Origin of the sequence: Maribacter chungangensis, from assembly GCF_042676845.1 — a bacterium.
In the GTDB taxonomy this organism is placed as follows: Bacteria; Bacteroidota; Bacteroidia; order Flavobacteriales; family Flavobacteriaceae; genus Maribacter; species Maribacter chungangensis.
Genome location: NZ_JBHTHY010000003.1, coordinates 145,124 through 166,597 on the forward strand (window position 1 = coordinate 145,124; position 21,474 = coordinate 166,597).

19 protein-coding genes are annotated in these 21,474 nt (G+C 40.8%); 17 read left to right on the plus strand and 2 right to left on the minus strand.

Annotated elements, in window-relative coordinates; genetic code table 11:
• Positions 1-107: 107 nt before the first annotated feature.
• The 11 genes from sufB (at position 108) to ACFQZJ_RS00740 (ending at position 10,201) form a co-directional block, all read left to right on the plus strand.
• Positions 108-1,553 (plus strand): Fe-S cluster assembly protein SufB, encoded by a 1,446-nt coding sequence (gene sufB / locus ACFQZJ_RS00690; protein WP_379931630.1) that lies wholly within the window; start codon positions 108-110, stop codon positions 1,551-1,553.
• Between the two features lie 181 nt (positions 1,554-1,734).
• The gene (locus ACFQZJ_RS00695; RefSeq protein WP_379931631.1) at positions 1,735-2,604 is read left to right on the plus strand and encodes an N-acyl homoserine lactonase family protein; all 870 of its coding nucleotides are present in this window, start codon (positions 1,735-1,737) and stop codon (positions 2,602-2,604) included.
• 6 nt (positions 2,605-2,610) lie between these two features.
• Entirely contained in the window at positions 2,611-3,363 is a 753-nt protein-coding gene (gene sufC / locus ACFQZJ_RS00700; RefSeq protein ID WP_379931632.1) for a Fe-S cluster assembly ATPase SufC, read from the plus strand.
• Between the two features lie 75 nt (positions 3,364-3,438).
• Positions 3,439-4,755: a Fe-S cluster assembly protein SufD gene (gene sufD / locus ACFQZJ_RS00705; protein WP_379931633.1), complete on the plus strand. Its 1,317-nt coding sequence runs from the start codon at positions 3,439-3,441 to the stop codon at positions 4,753-4,755.
• Between the two features lie 4 nt (positions 4,756-4,759).
• A complete protein-coding gene (locus ACFQZJ_RS00710) occupies positions 4,760-5,425 on the plus strand; it encodes a porin family protein (RefSeq protein WP_379931634.1) in 666 nt (221 codons plus the stop codon).
• A 300-nt stretch (positions 5,426-5,725) separates the two neighbouring features.
• Positions 5,726-6,283: an outer membrane beta-barrel protein gene (locus ACFQZJ_RS00715; RefSeq protein WP_379931635.1), complete on the plus strand. Its 558-nt coding sequence runs from the start codon at positions 5,726-5,728 to the stop codon at positions 6,281-6,283.
• A 109-nt stretch (positions 6,284-6,392) separates the two neighbouring features.
• Positions 6,393-7,607, plus strand: coding sequence for an aminotransferase class V-fold PLP-dependent enzyme (locus ACFQZJ_RS00720; RefSeq protein ID WP_379931636.1), 1,215 nt, complete (start codon positions 6,393-6,395; stop codon positions 7,605-7,607).
• A 73-nt stretch (positions 7,608-7,680) separates the two neighbouring features.
• Positions 7,681-8,103 carry a SufE family protein gene (locus ACFQZJ_RS00725; protein WP_379931637.1) on the plus strand — a complete coding sequence of 141 codons (423 nt, stop codon included), beginning with the start codon at positions 7,681-7,683 and terminating at the stop codon, positions 8,101-8,103.
• A 3-nt stretch (positions 8,104-8,106) separates the two neighbouring features.
• Positions 8,107-8,439, plus strand: a complete 333-nt coding sequence (locus ACFQZJ_RS00730; protein ID WP_379931638.1) for an SUF system Fe-S cluster assembly protein — start codon at positions 8,107-8,109, stop codon at positions 8,437-8,439.
• Positions 8,440-8,703: 264 nt separating this feature from the next.
• Complete coding sequence (locus tag ACFQZJ_RS00735) at positions 8,704-9,210, plus strand: DUF2480 family protein (RefSeq protein ID WP_379931639.1); 507 nt, start codon at positions 8,704-8,706, stop codon at positions 9,208-9,210.
• 70 nt (positions 9,211-9,280) lie between these two features.
• Positions 9,281-10,201, plus strand: coding sequence for a DUF3078 domain-containing protein (locus ACFQZJ_RS00740; protein WP_379931640.1), 921 nt, complete (start codon positions 9,281-9,283; stop codon positions 10,199-10,201).
• A gap of 470 nt (positions 10,202-10,671) precedes the next feature.
• Here ACFQZJ_RS00740 and hflX read toward each other — a convergent pair whose 3' ends face one another.
• Positions 10,672-11,883 carry a GTPase HflX gene (gene hflX, locus ACFQZJ_RS00745; RefSeq protein ID WP_379931641.1) on the minus strand — a complete coding sequence of 404 codons (1,212 nt, stop codon included), beginning with the start codon at positions 11,881-11,883 and terminating at the stop codon, positions 10,672-10,674.
• Positions 11,884-11,958: 75 nt separating this feature from the next.
• On the opposite strand from hflX, the gene ACFQZJ_RS00750 reads away from it, so the two are divergent.
• The 4 genes from ACFQZJ_RS00750 (at position 11,959) to ACFQZJ_RS00765 (ending at position 18,713) form a co-directional block, all read left to right on the plus strand.
• On the plus strand, positions 11,959-12,939 hold the full coding sequence (locus ACFQZJ_RS00750) for an endonuclease/exonuclease/phosphatase family protein (RefSeq protein WP_379931642.1): 981 nt from the start codon (positions 11,959-11,961) through the stop codon (positions 12,937-12,939).
• 650 nt (positions 12,940-13,589) lie between these two features.
• Positions 13,590-15,800 (plus strand): S8 family serine peptidase, encoded by a 2,211-nt coding sequence (locus tag ACFQZJ_RS00755; protein WP_379931643.1) that lies wholly within the window; start codon positions 13,590-13,592, stop codon positions 15,798-15,800.
• Between the two features lie 227 nt (positions 15,801-16,027).
• The gene (gene katG, locus ACFQZJ_RS00760) at positions 16,028-18,274 is read left to right on the plus strand and encodes a catalase/peroxidase HPI (RefSeq protein ID WP_379931644.1); all 2,247 of its coding nucleotides are present in this window, start codon (positions 16,028-16,030) and stop codon (positions 18,272-18,274) included.
• 271 nt (positions 18,275-18,545) lie between these two features.
• A complete protein-coding gene (locus ACFQZJ_RS00765) occupies positions 18,546-18,713 on the plus strand; it encodes a hypothetical protein (protein WP_379931645.1) in 168 nt (55 codons plus the stop codon).
• A gap of 202 nt (positions 18,714-18,915) precedes the next feature.
• On the opposite strand, the gene ACFQZJ_RS00770 is transcribed toward ACFQZJ_RS00765, so the two are convergent.
• Positions 18,916-19,452 carry a DinB family protein gene (locus ACFQZJ_RS00770; RefSeq protein ID WP_379931646.1) on the minus strand — a complete coding sequence of 179 codons (537 nt, stop codon included), beginning with the start codon at positions 19,450-19,452 and terminating at the stop codon, positions 18,916-18,918.
• Positions 19,453-19,804: 352 nt separating this feature from the next.
• Between ACFQZJ_RS00770 and ACFQZJ_RS00775 the strand changes: the two genes are divergently transcribed.
• Both ACFQZJ_RS00775 and ACFQZJ_RS00780 read left to right on the plus strand, forming a co-directional pair.
• Positions 19,805-20,953, plus strand: a complete 1,149-nt coding sequence (locus ACFQZJ_RS00775; protein ID WP_379931647.1) for an alpha/beta fold hydrolase — start codon at positions 19,805-19,807, stop codon at positions 20,951-20,953.
• Positions 20,950-21,414: a cytochrome c oxidase assembly factor Coa1 family protein gene (locus ACFQZJ_RS00780; protein WP_379931648.1), complete on the plus strand. Its 465-nt coding sequence runs from the start codon at positions 20,950-20,952 to the stop codon at positions 21,412-21,414. The genes ACFQZJ_RS00775 and ACFQZJ_RS00780 overlap by 4 nt, the downstream gene beginning before the upstream one ends.
• The last annotated feature ends 60 nt before the right edge of the window (positions 21,415-21,474 follow it).

Here is a 21,474-nt window from a genome sequence, read left to right on the forward strand (position 1 = left end):
GTTGCTACATTAGTAGCTCTTAGGATTCGAAATAGATGAGATTTAAGATTGTGAAGTAATAAATTATATAAGAACAAATTCCCCCTTTGGGGGATAAAAGGGGGCTTATGGCATATACAGAAGAGGAATTAAAGAAAGAGCTGGAAACTAAGGAGTATGAGTACGGGTTTTATACAGATCTAAAGTCAGAAACTTTTCCAAAAGGCTTAAACGAGGATATTGTTAGGGCCATTTCCAAAAAGAAAGACGAGCCGGAATGGATGACCGAATGGCGTTTGGATGCCTTTCGTATTTGGGAGCAAATGGAGGAGCCGGAATGGGCCAACGTACATTATGAAAAGCCCGATTTTCAGGCTATCAGTTATTATTCCGCACCCAAACCTCCGGATCCGAACAAAACTTTGGACGATGTAGATCCAGAACTTTTGGAGATGTACAGGAAACTGGGCATATCCGTAGATGAGCAAAAGAAGTTGCAGAACGTAGCCGTAGATATCGTTGTAGATTCGGTTTCCGTGGCGACTACCTTTCAAAAAACACTAGCGGAAAAGGGAATTTTGTTTATGCCTATTTCCGAGGCTATACAGAAACATCCGGATCTGGTTCAAAAATATATGGGTACGGTAATCCCTAAAAAGGATAATTTCTACGCTGCCTTAAATTCTGCTGTTTTTACAGATGGGTCTTTCTGCTATATACCAAAAGGAGTGCGCTGCCCAATGGAGCTTTCTACCTACTTTAGAATCAATGAAGGTGGTACAGGTCAGTTTGAGCGTACCTTGGTCATTGCAGATGAAAGCAGTTACGTAAGTTACCTTGAAGGTTGTACGGCACCGTCGCGAGACGAGAATCAATTGCATGCCGCAGTAGTAGAATTAATTGCCTTGGACGATGCAGAAATTAAATATTCTACCGTACAAAACTGGTATCCCGGAAATAAGGAAGGTAAAGGCGGAGTGTATAATTTCGTGACCAAAAGAGGACTTTGTGAGAACCGTTCCAAAATATCATGGACACAGGTTGAAACGGGTTCCGCGGTAACATGGAAATACCCTTCATGTGTGCTTAAAGGAAATAATTCTATAGGCGAGTTTTATTCTATCGCTGTAACGAACAACTACCAGCAGGCAGATACGGGCACCAAAATGATTCACTTAGGAAAAAACACCAGAAGTACGATTATATCCAAAGGAATATCCGCAGGAAAATCACAGAATAGCTATAGAGGCTTGGTACAGATCAGCTCTAGGGCGGAAAATGCGAGAAACTTTTCGCAGTGCGATTCTTTGCTAATGGGTAACGAGTGTGGTGCACATACTTTTCCATATATAGAGGCAAAGAACAAAACGGCCCAAGTAGAGCACGAAGCAACGACCAGTAAGATTGGTGAAGATCAAATCTTTTATTGTAACCAACGGGGAATCGATACCGAAAAAGCCATTGCTTTGATCGTGAACGGTTTTAGTAAAGAAGTGTTGAACAAATTACCCATGGAGTTTGCGGTTGAAGCCCAAAAACTATTGGAAATCAGTTTGGAAGGATCAGTAGGATAAAAGCCCCCTAGCCCCCAAAGGGGGAATTCTTATTCTAGTGTGTTCAAACCTAAAATTTCCATTGGAGAGGAAACAATAAAGGAAATGTTTGAATAATTTGAAAGTCGAATAGGGTAACAGCTAAAAGTCCCTCCTTGGGAGGGATTTAGGTAGGTTTGTTTGAGTAAGCAAATTTAAAAAAATGAAAAAAGTAGTACTTGTAGGTTTGATAGCGGTATTGTCCTTCTCTTGCAAACAAGCAAAGAAAGAAGCTGTTCCAACGGTTGCCGAAGTTCAAAAACCTGTAGTAAAGTTATATACGTTTAACGGTGGTACCGTTGGTGTCAATAAGCTTGAACTGTTTTCGCAAGACACCACATATCAAGGACAGACCAAGGAGTTTGCAGACCCTTTTTACGTTATTAGTCATCCAAAAGGGAATCTGATGTGGGATGCAGGTTTGCCAGAAATGTTGGTAGGTCAAGACCCTTACACCGATCCTAGCGGCGCTTTTACCGTTTCCAGACAGGATTCGGTCTTACATCAATTGAAGTCTATTGGAATGACACCTGATGATGTACAGTATGTTGCGCTTTCACATACCCACTTTGATCATACTGGTCATGCTAATGTTATGCACAAGTCAACTTGGTTGGTGCAAGGTTCGGAATACGATATGATTACGAGCGATGAAATCAGAAACGGAGAAAACGCAGGACTGTACGAAGCCATAAAGGAGCTTAAAAATGTAAAAAAACTGGAAGGTGACTATGATGTATTCGGTGACGGTACGGTAGTCATCAAATCCATGCCGGGCCATACGCCGGGTCACCAGGTTTTATATTTGGAACTTGTGGAGCACGGCCCGTTGTTGTTAACAGGAGATTTATATCATTTATACGAAAACAGGGAATACAAAAGGGTACCAAGTTTTAACCACGACGTAGACCAAACGTTAGCGAGTATGGATGCTTTTGAAGCTTTTGCAAAAGAGAAAGATGCAAAAGTGTATCTGCAACATCAAAAAGAAGATTTTAATAAAATGCCTAAGGCACCTGAATATTTAAAGTAGAACAACATGTTGACAATTAAGGATTTACACGCTCAAGTAGAGGATAAAGAAATTTTAAGAGGTATCAACCTAGAGGTGAAAGCCGGTGAGGTACATGCCATTATGGGGCCTAACGGTTCCGGCAAAAGTACCTTGGCATCTGTAATTGCGGGAAAAGAGGAATTTGAAGTCACCAAGGGTTCCGTTAGTTTGGACGGGGAGGACTTGGAAGATATTTCGCCGGAAGAAAGAGCGCACAAAGGTGTATTTCTTTCTTTTCAGTATCCGGTTGAGATACCAGGTGTTTCCGTGACCAACTTCATGAAAACGGCGATAAACGAGACTCGAAAAGCAAAAGGACTAGAGGACATGCCGGCAAACGAAATGTTGAAGTTGATCCGTGAGAAATCTGAACTTTTGGAAATAGACAGAAAATTTTTGTCCCGTTCCTTAAATCAAGGATTCTCCGGTGGTGAAAAGAAACGCAACGAGATATTCCAAATGGCCATGTTGGAGCCAAAAGTCGCTATATTGGACGAAACGGATTCCGGTTTGGATATCGATGCCCTGCGTATCGTAGCCAATGGTGTTAACAAGCTTAAAAGCAAGGACAACGCTGTAATCGTCATAACGCACTACCAAAGGTTATTGGATTATATAGTACCAGATTATGTACACGTAATCCATAACGGTAAAATCGTAAAATCCGGCACCAAGGAATTGGCCTTGGAACTAGAGGAAAAAGGATACGATTGGTTAAAGCAGGAGGCCGCGGTTTAAAAAAAGTACAAAGTAAACAGTAATGAGTATTAAGTACTTATTACTTCGTACTCACTACTTAATACTTAGAAAAATATGGATTTAAAAGACAAATTAATTTCTTCTTTTATGGCGTTCGAGAACAACGTGGATGTGGAACATCCCGTTCATGAAGTACGTACAGAGGCCATAAAGAATTTTGAACTTAAAGGCTTTCCGACCAAAAAATTGGAAGCTTGGAAATATACGTCGCTCAACAGCCTGCAAAAGATAAATTTCAGTATTTTCCCAAAAGAAGATAATGCCATTGAATACAAGGATGTTAAGAAGTATTTTATTCACGAAATAGACACCTATAAAATCGTATTTATAGATGGGGTATATTCCTCACATCTTTCGGAAACAACGCATGATGGTGTAGATATCTGTCTAATGAGCTCGGCCTTGACCAAACCCATGTACAAGCAGATCATAGATGTGTATTTTAACAAGGTGGCATCCAAAGATGAATCGTTGACCACTTTGAATACGGCATTTAGCAGGGAGGGAGCTTACATCTATATTCCTAAGAACAAAATGCCCAAGAAGCCCGTAGAGATTTTACATTTCGCAACAGGTAACGAGGCCTCATTGATGCTGCAGCCGAGAAATCTAATTATTGTTGAGGAAAATGCCGAAGTACAGATTATAGAACGTCATCAGAACCTTACTTCCAACGAGGTGCTTACCAATTGCGTAACCGAGATATTTGCCGCGGAAAATGCTATAGTTGATTACTATAAAATACAGAACGATGTTCCTACGGCCTCATTGATAGACAACACCTATATCGACCAAAAAGGAAAGAGCCACGTAAAAGTGCATACCTTCTCTTTTGGTGGAAAGCTAACCCGCAACAACCTTAATTTTTACCAAAATGGGGAGTATATGGATTCTACCATGAAAGGGGTAACGATACTTGGGGAGAAACAGCATGTAGACCACCATACCTTGGTACATCATATTGAACCGAACTGTGAGAGCCATCAAGATTATAAAGGAATTTACGGAGATAGTGCTACTGGTGTTTTTAACGGAAAGATCATTGTAGATAAGATCGCCCAAAAAACAAATGCCTTTCAGAAGAACAACAATATTTTAATAAGCGATAAGGCCACGATCAACACAAAACCACAATTGGAGATTTTTGCCGATGATGTAAAATGTTCCCACGGTTGTACTATTGGTCAATTGGACGAAGATGCCTTGTTTTATATGCAGAGTAGAGGAATTCCCAAAAAGGAGGCACGTGCCTTGTTAATGTATGCCTTTGCAAACAACGTTTTGGAGAGTGTAGGTATTCCCGAGGTAAAAGCAAGGATCAATAAGTTGATAGCTAAAAAGTTAGGTGTTAATTTAGGTTTCGATTTATAGATAAATGGAATTTCAAAATACATTTTATAAAAGAGCCGTTTTCATAGCGGCTCTTTTTATGTTTATTTATCAAGTAGGAAAAGCACAGGAAACCCGTTTTGGTATAAAAGGAGGGTTAAATTATTCATCTATTGTAGGCGATTTAACAGAGGGTTTAAAGTTTCGCTTTTCCGGGCATGGCGGTATTTTTATGGAGATTGATTTTTCCGAAAAATTCAAGCTACAGCCCGAGCTCCTGTATTCCTCCCAAGGATTTCAGTTTAGTACGGATTTGGCCGCTATCCAAAACGGAGGAGCGGTTGCAGATGATAACGACTTTAGGACCAACGTACAACTCAACTTTATTACGGTACCCATTTTGGGGAAATTTGCCTTAAATAATAAGGTGGATGTAGAATTTGGACCCCAATTTGGATTCTTGTTGAATCAAGTAACCAAGACTAAAAATTTAGACCAGAACTCTAATGTGAATGCGGACAGAAGATCTTCTGTCTCCGGAGATTTTCAATTGGATTATGGCGCCGCCGTTGGTTTAGGTATAAAATTATCTGATGAATTATCGGTTTCCCCTCGATTTTATGTTGGACTTCGAAATCGATTGAATGCTTTGGCAGGGGCGCAGAACTACAATGCCGCCATTCAATTATCGATGAATTATATGTTTCGGTAAATGCAAGTTTTTATTTGTTAATAAGCCATATCTAAAACAACTAACGGTAACCATAAGAGTTTCCCCTCTAGAAAGAGGGGGTAGGGGGTGTGCAGAAACGCTACACCTAATCAAAGAAGGTATTTCCTAAGTGCTTTTAACAAAGCATCACCTATATAACACCTCCCTTGGTCTCTACTCGTTAGGAGGGAAAACATTACGCGATTGTTTTTTATCTTTTAATTGGCTTCACTTTAACCTTTTGTTTAATTCTCCTACAGGAGCTTTGTTTTACATTTGGGTAATTAAAAATCGAATTACATGAACGTAAAATTACTTTTGGGACTAATATTCCTAGTTTCCGTAACTACTTTTGCCCAAGAAAAAAAATGGAGTGTTGAGGCGAATTACCCGATATCGATAGGTGGTGATTTGGGGAACGATGCGCCTGGCATAATTGATTTAGGCATAAAATACCGTTTCGTTAATCTATCGTTTGCTACAATTGGTTTTGGAGTTAATTCTGCGGTTTTTGCTAAAAATGCTAACGTAACGGAGACTTCGGAAATTAACGAAACTCATTGGTTGGTTCAACCTAAACTATTTTCCGAATTCAAACTTCCAGGTCTCTCAAAACTGAGACCAAGTTTAGGAGTAGGGGTGACATTTATTAATTCTAGTTTTGATGGAAATCTTAATGGGGTAGTTTTTGACAACTCTGGGAATGATACCGCTTTCAATGTCAACGTAGGGCTATCCTATGATATTACAAAAACCCTGTTCGTGCAGGGGCAATATGATTTTATCGATTATGAGGCTACGATAAATCAAAACGATTATCTTGGACTCTTAAAATTTGGTTTAGGTTTCCGTTTCTAAAGTATAGCTATCATTCTGTGGTCTCTTTCATGACTTTTCTTATTTATGGAATACCATGAGTCTTTAGTTTACCTTACAGTACTTATCTTTGTAATTCAATTGAATTGCTATGTTTGATGTAACCAAAATAAGAGAAGATTTTCCCATTTTAAAACGAGAGGTCAACGGTAAACCATTGGTCTACCTGGATAATGCCGCTACCTCACAAACGCCGCAACAGGTCATAGACGTGATCGTGGATTATTACTCCAACTACAATGCCAATATCCATAGGGGCGTACATGCCCTTTCACAAGAGGCAACGGACAAGTATGAGCAGGCACGACACAAGATTCAAAAACATTTCAACGCCAAGCATGCGCATGAGATTATCTATACATCGGGCACTACACATAGTATAAATATTGTAGCAAACGGTTTTTCTTCCTTTATTAAAAAAGGGGATGAGGTCTTGGTATCTGCTATGGAGCACCATTCCAATATTGTGCCGTGGCAAATGCTCTGCGAGCGTACAGGTGCCGTGTTGAAAGTGATTCCAATGAATCAGGAAGGAGAGCTTCTAATGGACGTGTACGACACCCTGCTTTCCCAGAAGACCAAATTGGTTTTTTGCAATCATATCTCCAATGCTTTGGGCACAATAAATCCCATAAAAGAAATTATAGATAAAGCACATGCTGTTGGTGCAGTGGTGCTAATAGATGGCGCACAGGCCGCTCCACATTTGGTTGCGGATATGCAAGCTTTGGATGTTGATTTTTATACTGTTTCCGCGCACAAGATTTGTGGTCCCACGGGAGTAGGAATGCTCTATGGCAAAGAAGAATGGCTTACTAAATTGCCGCCCTACCAAGGCGGTGGGGAAATGATAGCCGAAGTAACTTTTGAAAAGACTACCTACGCCGGCTTACCGCACAAGTTTGAGGCAGGAACACCTAACATTTGTGGAGGTATTGCCTTTGGTGCTGCCTTGGATTATATGAACGCTATCGGTTTTGAAACTATAGCGGCGTACGAACATGAATTGTTGGAATATGCTACGGATGAACTTTCGAAAATAGACGGACTCAAAATTTACGGTACCGCAAAGCAGAAAACATCGGTGATTTCTTTCAATATCAAAGGCGTACATCCGTACGATATCGGAACGATTCTGGACAAACTGGGAATAGCGGTACGTACGGGTCATCATTGTGCGCAACCCATAATGGATTTCTATAAAATTCCTGGTACGGTCCGTGCAAGCTTTAGCTTTTATAACACCAAGGAAGAAGTAGACGTTTTGGTCGCAGGGGTAAAACGGGCTACTGCCATGTTGGTATAACTGCACGCGTTATCATTCTCTTAAAGTGTTGAAATCCATGCTTTCTTGTTGTATTTTTGTATAAATTATGAAGATGAATATTAAAGAGATACAGGAGGATATCGTAGCAGAGTTTGCTATGTTCGAGGATTGGATGCAGCGTTACGAATATATGATAGACCTTGGAAAATCGCTTCCGCTGATTGCCGAGGAATATAAAACCGACGATAACATTATTAAAGGCTGTCAAAGCAAGGTATGGGTGCATGCCGATTTGGAGGCCGATAAATTGGTCTTTACCGCAGATAGTGATGCGATAATTACCAAAGGGATCATTGCGATTTTAATACGTGCCTTCAGCAACCAAAAACCAAAGGATATTATTGAGGCCGATACGCAATTTATAGACGAAATAGGACTAAAGGAACATTTGTCCGCAACCCGGGCCAACGGTCTGGTAAGCATGATCAAGCAGATCAAGCTATATGCCGTTGCCTACCAAACACAATTAAGTTAAGACATGAGCGATATAAACACAGCAGAAGACAGTGAGGAACTTGGAGAGAAAATAGTTAAGGTGCTAAAAACGATTTATGATCCTGAAATCCCCGTAGATATTTACGAGTTGGGACTAATTTATGATGTATTGGTAAACGAGGACAATGAAGTAAAGATTTTAATGACGTTAACCTCGCCAAATTGTCCTGTTGCCGAAACCTTACCGGTAGAAGTAGAGGAGAAGGTAAAATCTTTGAACGCGATTAAAGATGCCGAGGTAGAAATTACCTTTGATCCACCTTGGACACAGGACTTAATGAGTGATGAGGCCAAGTTGGAACTGGGAATGCTTTAATAAGGTTTAATTGTCATTTCCGTGTTGCGCCTTCTGGAAAATTCGAGGGTTTTGGTAAAAGCGGAAATCTTTAGTTAGAGTTCTCCGGATAATAATAATTTGTAAGTCAATAGATAGAATTTGTTAGGTGTCGGTTCGAGCGCGGTCGAGAACGCACTAAAACTTAAATTGGGCTTCGACTGTGCTCAGCCAGACAATTATAAGGTACATTTAATAAGAGATAGGTGCTTACCTACTAACGCCTATTTTAATTCCATACATAATATGGCAGAAGAAATCGTAAATAAGGTAGCCCAAAGCAAACTGGTCACTTTTGATCTTGAGGATTATTATCCTAAAGGGGAGCGAAAAGTCTTAGATTTAAAAGACTGGCTGTACGAAGGTTTTATTTTGAGGGAAAAGGAATTCAGGAGTTTCCTTACGGAACATGACTGGGAGCAATACACTAGTGCTTTCGTTGCCCTTACTTGTTCATCGGACGCTATCGTTCCCGGTTGGGCATACATGTTGGTCACTACGAAATTACAGCCTTACGCCAAAAGAATAGTACAAGGTAGTTTGCAAGATCTGGAAACAAGTTTGTACCAATCCATTATAACAGATTTAGATGTAACCGCTTACGCCGATGTTCCTGTAATTATAAAAGGATGTAGCCATAAACCTGTGCCACCCAATGCCTATTTACAACTAACGGAAAAGCTAATGCCACTGGCCAAATCCATCATGTATGGCGAGGCTTGTTCTTCCGTACCGCTCTTTAAAAGAAAATAAAACAGTTTTATTTCATTTGAAATAGTGACTATTACTACTTTTGCGTTTCTAAAAAAATAAACACTACATCATGAAAAACATTTTTTTAACAATTGCACTGGTTTTTACTTGTGCTTACGGGTTCTCTCAAACAGAAGAAGAACTTACATCACAACTAGGGCCTAAAAAAGATTCTATTGCCGCTATCCAAGCTAGGGTAGATGCAATACAAGGTAAAATAGATGCACTTCCCGGCTGGAAAAAAGGTGCCTTTGGAACCATTGGCGCCAATCTCACTAACTTTAACAACTGGTATGCACAGGGTACACCAAATGTGTCTTCGGGTAATATTGGGGTTACGGTGAACGCTTTTGCCAATTTGAACCAAGAGAAATTTTTCTGGAGAAATTCAGGAAATATCAACCTTGGATGGGTAAAATTTGACGATACCGATATCGACACAGATGACGATAGCTTTAGACAAGCTGCGGATGTTTTTACCATTTCATCCCTATACGGCCGAAAGATAAGTGATAAATTCGCCATTTCCGGTTTAGGGGAATATAGGACAACTATTCTAGATAACTTCAACGATCCTGGATATCTTGATCTTGGTGCGGGTGCCACTTGGACACCTATTACGGATTTGGTTATAGTAATACACCCATTAAATTACAACTTTGTATTTAGTAACAACGACGCCGTTTTCCAATCCTCCTTAGGTGCAAAAATCCTTGCGGACTATACCAGACAAATTGGAAAAGTAAACTTCAAGACAAATTTCTCCATGTTCCAGAGCTATGAGAACGGGGATCTGTCCAATTATACTTGGATCAACTCTTTGGGGTATACCTTATGGAACGGAATAGGTCTTGGTTTGGAATTTGGTTTAAGAAACAACAAACAGGAAGCCCTGAACTTTGCACAAGCTACGGATCCTGCCACTACTTTTGATAACGTGGACAACGCTCTACAGACCTATTTCTTATTTGGCCTTAATTACGCCTTCTAAAACCGTAGTATAAAAAACTAGTAGTAACAAAAAACCCTGCTCTAAGAGCGGGGTTTTTTTGGTTAAGTTGTTATCGTAAAATTTGGGTTTTACTGTAGCTATAAGTGGGTATTGATTTGGGGTCAACACTACTACTTAAACATACGTCAAAGGTATGTTATCATATCATTTTTAGCGCTATTTATGTTGTGAAGGCATCCTATGGTGTGGTGAAAAATAGCAACAGTTTAAATTGATCGATGAACTACACAAATGGGGGCATTGGAATTTTAAATTGTTGCCAAAGTTTTGGCCGGTAAACTAAAAAAATCAATTTAAAATTGGTTTAAGATAGTAGTTATAGATAGAAACTACTAAGGAGTTTTACCGATTTTAAAAATAGCGCATACTTTATCCTAGCACTTATGGATAAAGCATACACGATTAAAGGATTAGAAGGTAACTATGAATTAGAAGCTTTTGTATAAGACTTAGTACTCGTCCAAATGTTCCGGATACAGAAAATTGTTGTACGGGAAACGGGTTACGTGAATATCCCGTACTTCGTCGTACACACGTTTTCTAAACTCATCCAAATTTTCTTTGTTCAGGGCGGAGATGAACAAGGCACGGTCGCCCACTTTTTCCATCCATGTTTGTTTCCATTCTTCAATGGTAAAGTGTCTAGAGGTGCGTTCCGTAATTAAATCGTCTTCTTGTATGGTCTCGTGCTGGTATTGATCAATTTTATTAAAAACCATGATGGTCTTTTTTTCCGAGCTTTTTATTTCGTCCAAGATTTTATGAACAGATGCGATATGCTCTTCGAACTGTGGATGGGAAATATCAACTACATGCAATAAAAGATCTGCCTCACGAACCTCGTCCAAGGTGCTTTTAAAGCTTTCTACCAGCTGCGTAGGCAGTTTTCTGATAAATCCTACCGTATCGCTCAGAAGAAAGGGTAGGTTGCCTATCACCACTTTGCGGACCGTAGTGTCCAAGGTGGCAAAGAGTTTGTTCTCTGCAAACACATCGCTTTTGCTCACCACGTTCATTAAGGTAGATTTACCAACGTTGGTGTACCCGACCAGGGCAACACGCACCAAGGCACCGCGATTTCCCCGCTGTGTCTCCATCTGGCGATCTATTTTGAGCAATTTTTTCTTTAAAAGTGTAATGCGGTCGCGAACGATACGTCTATCCGTTTCTATTTCGGTTTCCCCGGGTCCGCGCATACCAATACCCCCTTTTTGCCGTTCCAAGTGTGTCCATAGCCCTGTTAACCTAGGCAATAGGTATTCATACTGTGCCAGTTCTACCTGTGTTCTTGCATAGCTGGTCTGGGCGCGTTGGGCAAAAATATCAAGGATGAGGCTGGTACGGTCAATGATCTTGCAACGGAGTTGCTTTTCAATGTTTCGTTGTTGGGTGGGGCTCAGCTCGTCATCAAAGATAACGGAACCCACATCGTTTTCGTGAACATAAGCCTCTACCTCCAAGAGTTTACCGCTACCGATCAGGGTCTTGGGGTTTGGAAGATCCATACGCTGCACAAACCGTTTTACCACCTCGCCACCGGCGGTGTAGGTAAGGAATTCTAGTTCATCCAGGTATTCGGTAACTTTATCTTCGTTCTGGTCCCTATTAATGATGCCTATAAGTACCGCTTTTTCGTAATCGACTGTTTTCTTTTCTATCATACATAAGTAAAGTGCAAAATTAAGCAAAAGCACCCAGCCTATTTTAGTATTTTTAGAGACACAATAAAATAAGGTATGCGTTTCCCATTTTTCAAACGAAAATCCAAAGATCAATTATTTACCATTGCCTTTTATAATCTGGAAAATTTGTTCGATGCCGAGAACAGCAAACACACCTTGGACGATGATTTTACGCCTACTGGGTTTAAACAGTGGACAGAGAAGCGATACAAAAGTAAATGCAAAAAGCTGGCGCGTACTATTTTGGATATTGGTAAGAAAGAGAATAAATATCCCCCTGTTTTAGTGGGTGTTTCGGAGGTTGAAAACCAAACCGTAATTAAGGATTTGATCGGCACCACACCTCTGGAAAGTTTAAAGTACAACTTCGTGCATTATGAATCTCCCGATGAGAGAGGTATTGACACGGCACTACTGTACAACCCAAAATATTTTAGAATGATTTCTTCCGAGGCACTTCCCCTAATAGTGGATAACCTAAACGGAGATCGGGATACCACCAGGGATATATTATATGTAAAGGGAACTTTGAACAATGAACCGGTGCATGTGTTTGTAAACCACTGGCCGTCCAGACGGGATGGCGGTGATGTTACGGAATATAAACGACTTATTGCTGCAAAGGTCATCAAGGAAAAAATGAAGAAGATTGAAATCACCGAGATAAGTCCTAATTATATGGTTATGGGCGATTTTAACGATGACCCAACTTCAAAGAGTATTCAAAGCCTGTTAGAAGGTACCACTTTATACAACCCTATGGAAAAGCTACATTTTCCCAAACAAAGGGGTAGTGCCAATTATAAAAATACATGGAGTCTTTTTGATCAGATTCTCATATCCCATAATTTTCTCAATTATGAAAAAGGGACACATAGTTTTTCAAAAGCTGATATTTTTGACGCATCCTTTTTAAAGGAGAAAATTGGCAAATATAAGGGTAATCCCCACCGCACTTATGCCGGCAGTAAATATTTGGGAGGTTATAGCGATCATTTTCCGGTATATATAGTAATGAAATTCAATCCTAAATAAGATTTCTTTAAAAATGCAGTCTGCAGTGAACCTATGATAGTTTAATTGCTCATAAGAACACTGCGAATCATTCAGTGTAGTCTTTCCAGTTCATTGGCACCGCCAAAGTGTTTGATAATCAGAAGCTTGCCTCGAAATTAAAAATCTTTTTCTTATGTAATGCCTCGTGGGCTTGCCCCGAGGTAGTACTTTCTAGTTTTAGGTCGAAACCCTGCAAATACTTTGCAGTTACTTTGGTTTCTATAAATTTGGGCAGAATTTTGATTATTGGGTTGCTAAGTTTTTGTGTTGTGGTATTGAATTAGTAACACAATAACAGCTTAACTTAATTGTAGTGCCATCGCATGGTAAAAACCGTTGAATATCCAATTCGTAGTGGTTTAATTCGAGTGTTGCATGTGAGTTTGAGCGCAGTCGTAAACCTAGAGGTGCAAGAATGGTACATGTAATAACACTTCACTCTTTTTTGATGGGTATTTTGATACCTTAATTTATAAGAAAAAACCTACAAACATCAAAAAAGAGCACTTTCACAACAAAAAGTAATCTTTGGCTATGTTATTCATCGAATAAATTCATTTTTTAAGTTACGGAGTTCGTTTAGGTTATATAATTGTAGTCCAAATCTTACATTTTTAACCTACTTACCTATGGATTATCAATCGCCAAGGAATTTCCTACCTATAGTTTTGTTTGCTTTGATGATGCTTTTGTGCGCTAATTATACAGTCTCCGCGCAGTCCGATGCCTTAAAGAAAATCATAAAGAAAGACTATGATTTTTCCAAGATAGGGGCAATGCACGTAGACCTGGAGTTCGATTTTGAGGAAAACCGAAGAAAGACCTTGGCCCTTGCCAAGACCAATCACTGGAAACTTAGCGAGGTCATGAAAGATGGTACAAAAGTAGCGCTACAAGAAATAGGAACGGACGGGAGTCCGCTATACTACGAAACCTATTCCGACAATGCGAGTAGGGCTTCACGGGCCAATACCCTGCACGCCAACGGCATTATGGATTTGAATCTGGACGGTTCTGGAATGCAGGTCGGGGTATGGGATTCCGGTGTGGCACTGACCACGCATCAAGAATATGATATAAGGGCGGTAATTGGCGATGGTAGCAAGGAAATTGACAATCATGCCACTATGGTGTCCGGGAGTTTGATTTCTGCCGGCATCAAAAAAGAGGCACAAGGCGTTGCCTACCGGGCCAAGGTGCTGAGCAATGACTGGTCCAGGGATAAAATTGAAGTTGCCACCGCTGCTGCAAACGGATTACTTCTTTCTAACCATTCTTATGGTATAAAGACCGATCGTGTGCCAGATTGGTACTTTGGCTCGTATATAAAAGTGAGTCAGGATTGGGATAGGATAATGTACAATGCACCCTATTATTTAATGGTAAACGCCGCCGGGAACGCACAAAAAAGAAATGACAACCTAGATCCCATAGCCGGGAACTCGGCAGACGGTTTTGACCTAATGCTCGGTTTCACCCTCACAAAAAATAGCCTCACGGTTGCAGCGGCCGACACCAAAATTGCCCGTAACGGCGATTTAAAAAGTGCTTCGGTTTCTGCTTACAGTAGTTTTGGCCCCGTAGATGATGGTCGTATAAAACCGGATATTGCCGGCGACGGCTCTTCTATTTTCTCTACGGCCTCCTATACCAACAATAGTTATGGTACATCATCGGGCACTTCTATGGCAACCCCGGGGGTTACGGGAGCACTTTTATTGCTACAACAATACAACGAACAATTGTACGGCACTTATATGCGTGCCGCAACTTTAAAAGGTCTAACACTGCATACGGCAGATGATGTAGCCCAACCGGGACCAGATTATAAATTGGGCTGGGGCGTAATGAACGCTAAAAAGGCCGCTGAACTTTTATTGAATAGGGACTATGGTTCCCTAATAGAGGAAACTACACTGGAAGAAGGCGAAACCTTCTCGCTCACCGTAAGCGCAAACGGTCTGGAAGATCTCAAGGTATCGATTTGTTGGACAGATCCGGAATCCGACTACATAAATAGAGGAAGTTTAAACGATACCACAGCTGCTTTGGTCAATGATCTGGATATCAGAATTACACAAAACGGAATTGATTTTTATCCGTGGAAGTTAGATGCCTTGTATCCAAATGCTGCAGCTTCAAAAGGCGATAATCAAGTAGACCCTTTTGAACAAATCGAAATAGCCAATGCCAAAGGAAGCTATACGATTACCGTAACACATAAGGGTGACCTTAGGTACGGAAAACAGGATTTTACGCTGTTCGTTTCAGGAGCGGTCCTAACGGATTGTGTGCTCAGTGCGCCGGAAGGCGCTTTTCTTTCGGATGCTAAGGAAAACGAAATAAGTGTGCAATGGGACCCGCTGTTAGATGCGCTTTACGAAGTGCAGTATAAAAAAACGACCGATAAAGTATGGCATACGCATTATACTACCGAACCGGGCATCACTTTGGACAGTTTAGAAGTAGATATAGAATATGTATTTCGTTTACGGACCTTCTGTTCACAGAACATAGCATCTGCATACAGTATGGAGTATCTATTTGCCTTCTTAGGTGAAAATACCATAGTAGGTCCTTTAGAGGCCTTTGAAACATTGGAACTGGCATCGGAAATCAATTTTTCGGTCTATCCGAATCCTGCTGTGGAATACATCGGTCTGCATGAAGAAACAAGTGAAAGCGCGCGCTATTCCATAATGAGTTTATCCGGGACAACGGTAAAGAACGGTGCGGCCAAGAATGCAAAAATAAGTGTGGCCGATCTTGCCGGCGGACTTTATATACTTCAAGTTGTAGATGACCATGGCAAACGAAGCGCAAAGTTTTATAAACAATAACCACAAGCAAAATTTAAATACTCCCCCGAAATCTAAATTCCCCTGCTTTAAAGGCCTGCTGCGTATTGTACGTAGCAGGTTTTTTTTATTAAATCGATGTATACGATACAACTAAACTATTAAATAAATTCTATCGATGATAAAATAGGACAAAACAAGGGTTTTACTATCGCTAACGCCCAACATTTTTATAACTTTATATCCTAAAGATTAAAAACAACAGAACAATGGATACGAACAACAAAAATTCAAACGGTACCGCTTGGGATATTAACGACTCTGGCAAGTGCCCTTACTTGGGCGGAACCCAAAAAGAAACTGCAGGTGGTGGCACCAACAATTTGGACTGGTGGCCAAATCAATTGCGATTAAATGTCCTACGTCAAAATTCTTCTTTGACCAACCCAATGGACCCCGATTTTAATTATGCGGAGGAATTTAAGTCTTTGGACTTGGCCGAGGTCAAAAAAGATATTGTGGAAGCCTTGACGACTTCCCAAGATTGGTGGCCTGCCGATTACGGACATTATGGGCCTTTTATGATCCGTATGGCTTGGCATAGTGCAGGCACTTATCGTATTGGCGATGGGCGCGGCGGTGCCGGTTCCGGTTCGCAACGTTTTGCACCGCTCAATAGTTGGCCCGATAACGGCAATTTGGATAAAGCGCGTTTATTGCTATGGCCCATAAAACAGAAATACGGCAAAAAATTATCCTGGGCAGATTTAATGATCCTAACCGGTAATTGTGCTTTGGAATCTATGGGTTTTAAAACTTTTGGTTTTGGTGGTGGCCGTGAAGATATTTGGCAGCCGGAAGAAGATATTTATTGGGGCTCTGAAACCGAATGGATGGGGAACGAAGAGCGTTTTTCTGACGGGGAATATGTGTTGGAAGCGAATTTAGGAGCCTCTCACATGGGACTTATCTATGTAAACCCGGAAGGACCTAACGGGGAGTCCGATCCTTTGGGAACGGCGAAATTGATGAAAGAGACCTTTGGTCGTATGGCGATGAACGACGAGGAAACGGTAGCCTTGACCGCTGGCGGGCATACCTTTGGAAAAGCGCACGGTGCCGCCAATCCAGATGAATATGTGGGCCCGGAGCCTGCAGGTGCAAGTATCGTAGAACAGAGTATGGGATGGAAGAATTCTTTTGGTACCGGTGTGGGAGATGATACCATAACCAGTGGTATCGAAGGCCCTTGGACACCTAACCCTATAAAATGGGACCATGATTATTTTAAAGTTCTGTTAGACTATGATTGGGAACGTACCAAGAGTCCTGCCGGTGCCAACCAGTGGAGACCCACGGCAGCATCTGCCGCAAAACAGGCACCACGCGCCGGAGATGCATCTAAAACTCAGGAGTTGATGATGACCGATGCCGATATGGCCTTGAAATTAGACCCTGATTATTTAAAAATATCCAAACGTTTTTACGAGAACCCTGCCGAGTTGGAAGATGCTTTTGCCCGTGCCTGGTTTAAATTAACGCATAGGGATATGGGACCCATAAACCGCTATTTAGGACCGGAAGTTCCTAAAGAAGAATTAATTTGGCAAGACCCTGTGCCCGTTGTGGATCATGAGTTGGTTTCGGATGCCGATGTAGTTGAACTAAAGAAACGCTTGTTGGCCTCTGGCTTAACCGTTTCCCAGTTGGTATCCACGGCTTGGGCTTCCGCATCAACATACAGGGATTCCGATAAACGAGGCGGTGCCAACGGGGCACGCATTCGTTTGGAGCCACAGCGTAGTTGGGAGGTAAATAATCCTAAGGCCTTGAACGATGTATTGAACGTTTTGGAAGGTATTCAAAAGGAATTTAACGATGCACAGTCCGGAAACAAAAAAATATCCTTGGCAGATTTGATCGTACTGGGAGGTAGTGCAGGAATCGAAGAAGCGGCAAGACATGCAGGTCACGAGGTAGAAGTGCCTTTTACAGCAGGTCGTACAGATGCCACACAAGAACAAACAGATGTCTATTCCTTTGAGGCTTTAGAGCCATCTGCGGACGGATTCAGAAATTATAAAAATCCGGATTATAAAGCTTCAGCCGAGGCCCTATTGGTAGACCGTGCACAGTTAATGCAATTGACCGCTCCCGAAATGACGGTCTTAATTGGAGGTATGCGCGTATTGGACACCAACTTTGATGGTTCTAGACACGGTGTGTGGACGGATCGCCGTGGGGTATTGACCAACGATTTCTTTGTGAATCTTCTCGATTTGAGCGTTAAATGGGAAGACGCATCGGATAATGAGACCCTATTCTCTGGCCGTGATCGTAAAACAGGAAGTATTAAATGGACCGGTACACGTGCCGATCTTATTTTTGGTTCCAACACGGAACTGCGTGCCTATGCCGAGGTATATGGATCCGCTGATTCCGAGAAAAAGTTTGTGAACGACTTCGTCAAAACATGGACCAAAGTAATGAACCTAGATCGTTTTGATTTGAAATAAGGTTTTTTAACCGAACTCATATTTAAAAGTGGCTCCAAGTTGGGCCACTTTTTTTGTTTTAAGCTACGTTGAGCGGTAAGGTACAGGTAAGTTTTTACGTTAGTTTAAGCGTTAGTTTTCGTTTGTAAGTGTATAGTATACTGCTAGTATCAATGAATACGGAACATAACACGATTTCCCATACATTGCGTATATAAAAGATGTTTACGTAGCGTGATCTGGTTAGCCAATGGTCGTGCGTAAGAATACATTGGATCAAAAAATCAAGCACATGAAAAACTTTTTGAATAGTAAACATCTCAAGATTGCACTTGGGTTCGCAACAGGATTTGCTATTTACGATTACTTTGCAGTAGGACAGGTCGATTGGATTAGAGCAATAGTGACCGCAATTTTAGCGGTTGCAATTATGGCAATTTTTAATGGACTCAAAAAATAATAGGAATTGCAAAAACTACGATAAATTAACTAGTGGTGAATTTTGTGCTACCTGTGGACAAAATACTAAAGTTGATAAAGGAAATTGTATTCCACTTATCACGGAGTATTGACTTTCACAAAACCTCCATCGAACTGTAAGCTTTGTAACCGCTGCATGTTCATATACTAGTCGTTACGGTGAGCTTTATAAAAACTGCACATTACCACGTATATTCCGGAGGGTCTATTCCATTCATTCTAAGGTATAAATTGGCCTTGGCCCTATGGTTGGTTATATGGTCCTGTACATAAAACAAGGCAAAGGCCCTAGTCACGGTGTTCCCACTATGATACATCACACAAGTCTCATCCAATTGTTCCTGTTCTATAGTTTTAATAACCTCGGTAGTATAGGCAAATCCGGCTTCTAACAAGTCTATTATTTCTGTTTTGTTCATCTTGGATGCATCCGGAACCTGAGGTTTTACCTCCATGCCCTGTACATATCTCTTGGTGAGCAAAGGCACGGTATAGCCAATATGTACCATTTGTTCGGCAAAAGTTTTGCTAATGGGTGTAGGTCTGTACGAATAAAGTGTTTCGGGCATTGTTTTGGCGATATCCAAACAGTGATCTTTGGCCGTAATCCAAACGGGTAAATAGTCTTTGGTAAAGGGTGTTTTTGGTACGAGTTCCGATTGCCCGTACGTTACAAGAACGCAAAGGATACCCAGAAGCGATACAAGGGTTTTTTTCATGATGAATTATCATTAAAGCATGCTACAAGATATACATTTTAACCAGTACTCGGTGATTTTAGTCGGGTGACCGTCCCTTTTCCCTTGCTTTCGACAGATTGTACGCTACCGCTCGTTTGTAACGAGTGGCGTACCGAGTAAGAATAACCAACACGCTAGACTATAGTATTCACGCAGTTACCTTCCTTTTTCTCATATATCGTTTGTTGGCGATAAGTTTAAAACGGTTTAGTACGTCGCAATTAGAAACAAATAGGGAGTTGATACGATTTTCATTAAATTACGGATAAATTAGAATAAAAGTGCTGCAGTACGTTTAGCAACGGACTTCAACCTTTAAATTAGAGACCAAATGAGATATTTCTATGTTGTCTTTTCAGTGCTTTTTTGTTTACCGCTCTTTATGCATTCACAGACCCAAGATACGCTAGTAGACGTAGGAGGTTACAATATGCATTTCAATATCATGAAAGGAGAGGGAACTCCAGTTCTTTTTGAAGCAGGCGCTGGTAATGACGGGTCTATATGGGATAATATTTTAGGAAAAATTCACAAAGTAACGGGCACAACATTAATTACCTATGACCGCTCTGGGTTTGGAAAAAGTGAATTAAACCCTAATCTAAAAGATGATACCGATTTTGGAATTTTAAACGGTATAAAAGAACTGGAGTTAGGTCTTTCAAAGTTGGGCTACGATGATGAAATTATTCTGGTTTCCCACTCCTACGGTGGACTCTACAATATGCTATTTGCACGTAATTATCCTAAAAAGGTTAAATCTGTCATTTTAATAGATGCAGTACTTAGTGATTTCTGGAATGAGGAGTTATTGACCATGAGAGATATGCACGTTGATATAAATACTATTCCAAAGCCTTCTGGTGACTATTACATGAACTTTAATTTCAATGAAACTATGCGCTATGTAAGAAATATGCAGTTCCCAGATAGCATTCCTATTATAAATATTTTTCCCGAAAAATCGGCTCCGGTATATCCAGAGATGTATTCAAATAGATGGAAAAAAGTCCACGTGGAACTTGGTGAGAAAAACGATATAATAGATAACATCATCGCCGTAGGAAGTGGGCATGCAGTATTTCAGGATAATCCTGCGTTAGTCATCAATGCTATAATTAAAGCGTACTCAAAAACGCTAGACGAAGGGCAACAAAATATGCTGCTACATAAGGCGCTGGATAATGCCATAGAATTAGCTATCGAAACTAAGGTAAGTAATCGTTCAGAGCATGATTTGAACGAATTAGGTTATTCATTTGTGAGGAATGAAGAACTGGATAAGGCATTGGAAGTTTTTAAATTAACTACAATTTTATTCCCAGATAGTTGGAATGCTTATGATAGTTATGGGGAAGCGTTACTGAAATCAAATCGAAAGGCGGAAGCAATAGAAATGTATAGGAAATCAGTTGAACTGAACCAAGAAAATGAACATGGAAAAAAAGTGCTGCTGCAAATGCAACAAGAAAAGGAATGAACGAACTCCTTGAACATAAAAACTGGTTTCAACGGAATTGGAAATGGAGTGTTCCGGTAGTGGTGCTCTTGTTTTTGTTCCTCGCCCTTTTGGCAACTTCTAAATTGGGCGAGAATATTGTGGGCATTGCAAAAGTCTATTCAGAATCCGAGGTATGTGATGGCGCATTGCGTATAGCAAAACAAGACGAAACCGTATTGGGTTTGCTGGGAGAACTCTGCCCTTTAAGCTCCTTGGCCATTTTGGAAGGGGCACATCGATATTCAGATAATTATGACACGCTACAAATCACTTTTGATGTCAACGGTACAAAGCATGAGCGAAAAGTACGCAGTAAAATGGATGTCGTTGCGCATAGAAATGGTGAAGTATGGACATATTCGGAGATAAAAATCAGGATTAAAAGGCCGGCGGACTTAAAACAGACCATTCAGATTATCGGACAGGCAAAGCAGTGGTAAAGGATTAAAAAACCGTTATTTAGTACTTATTTCCATTTCACTTGGCACCTGCCCATATTT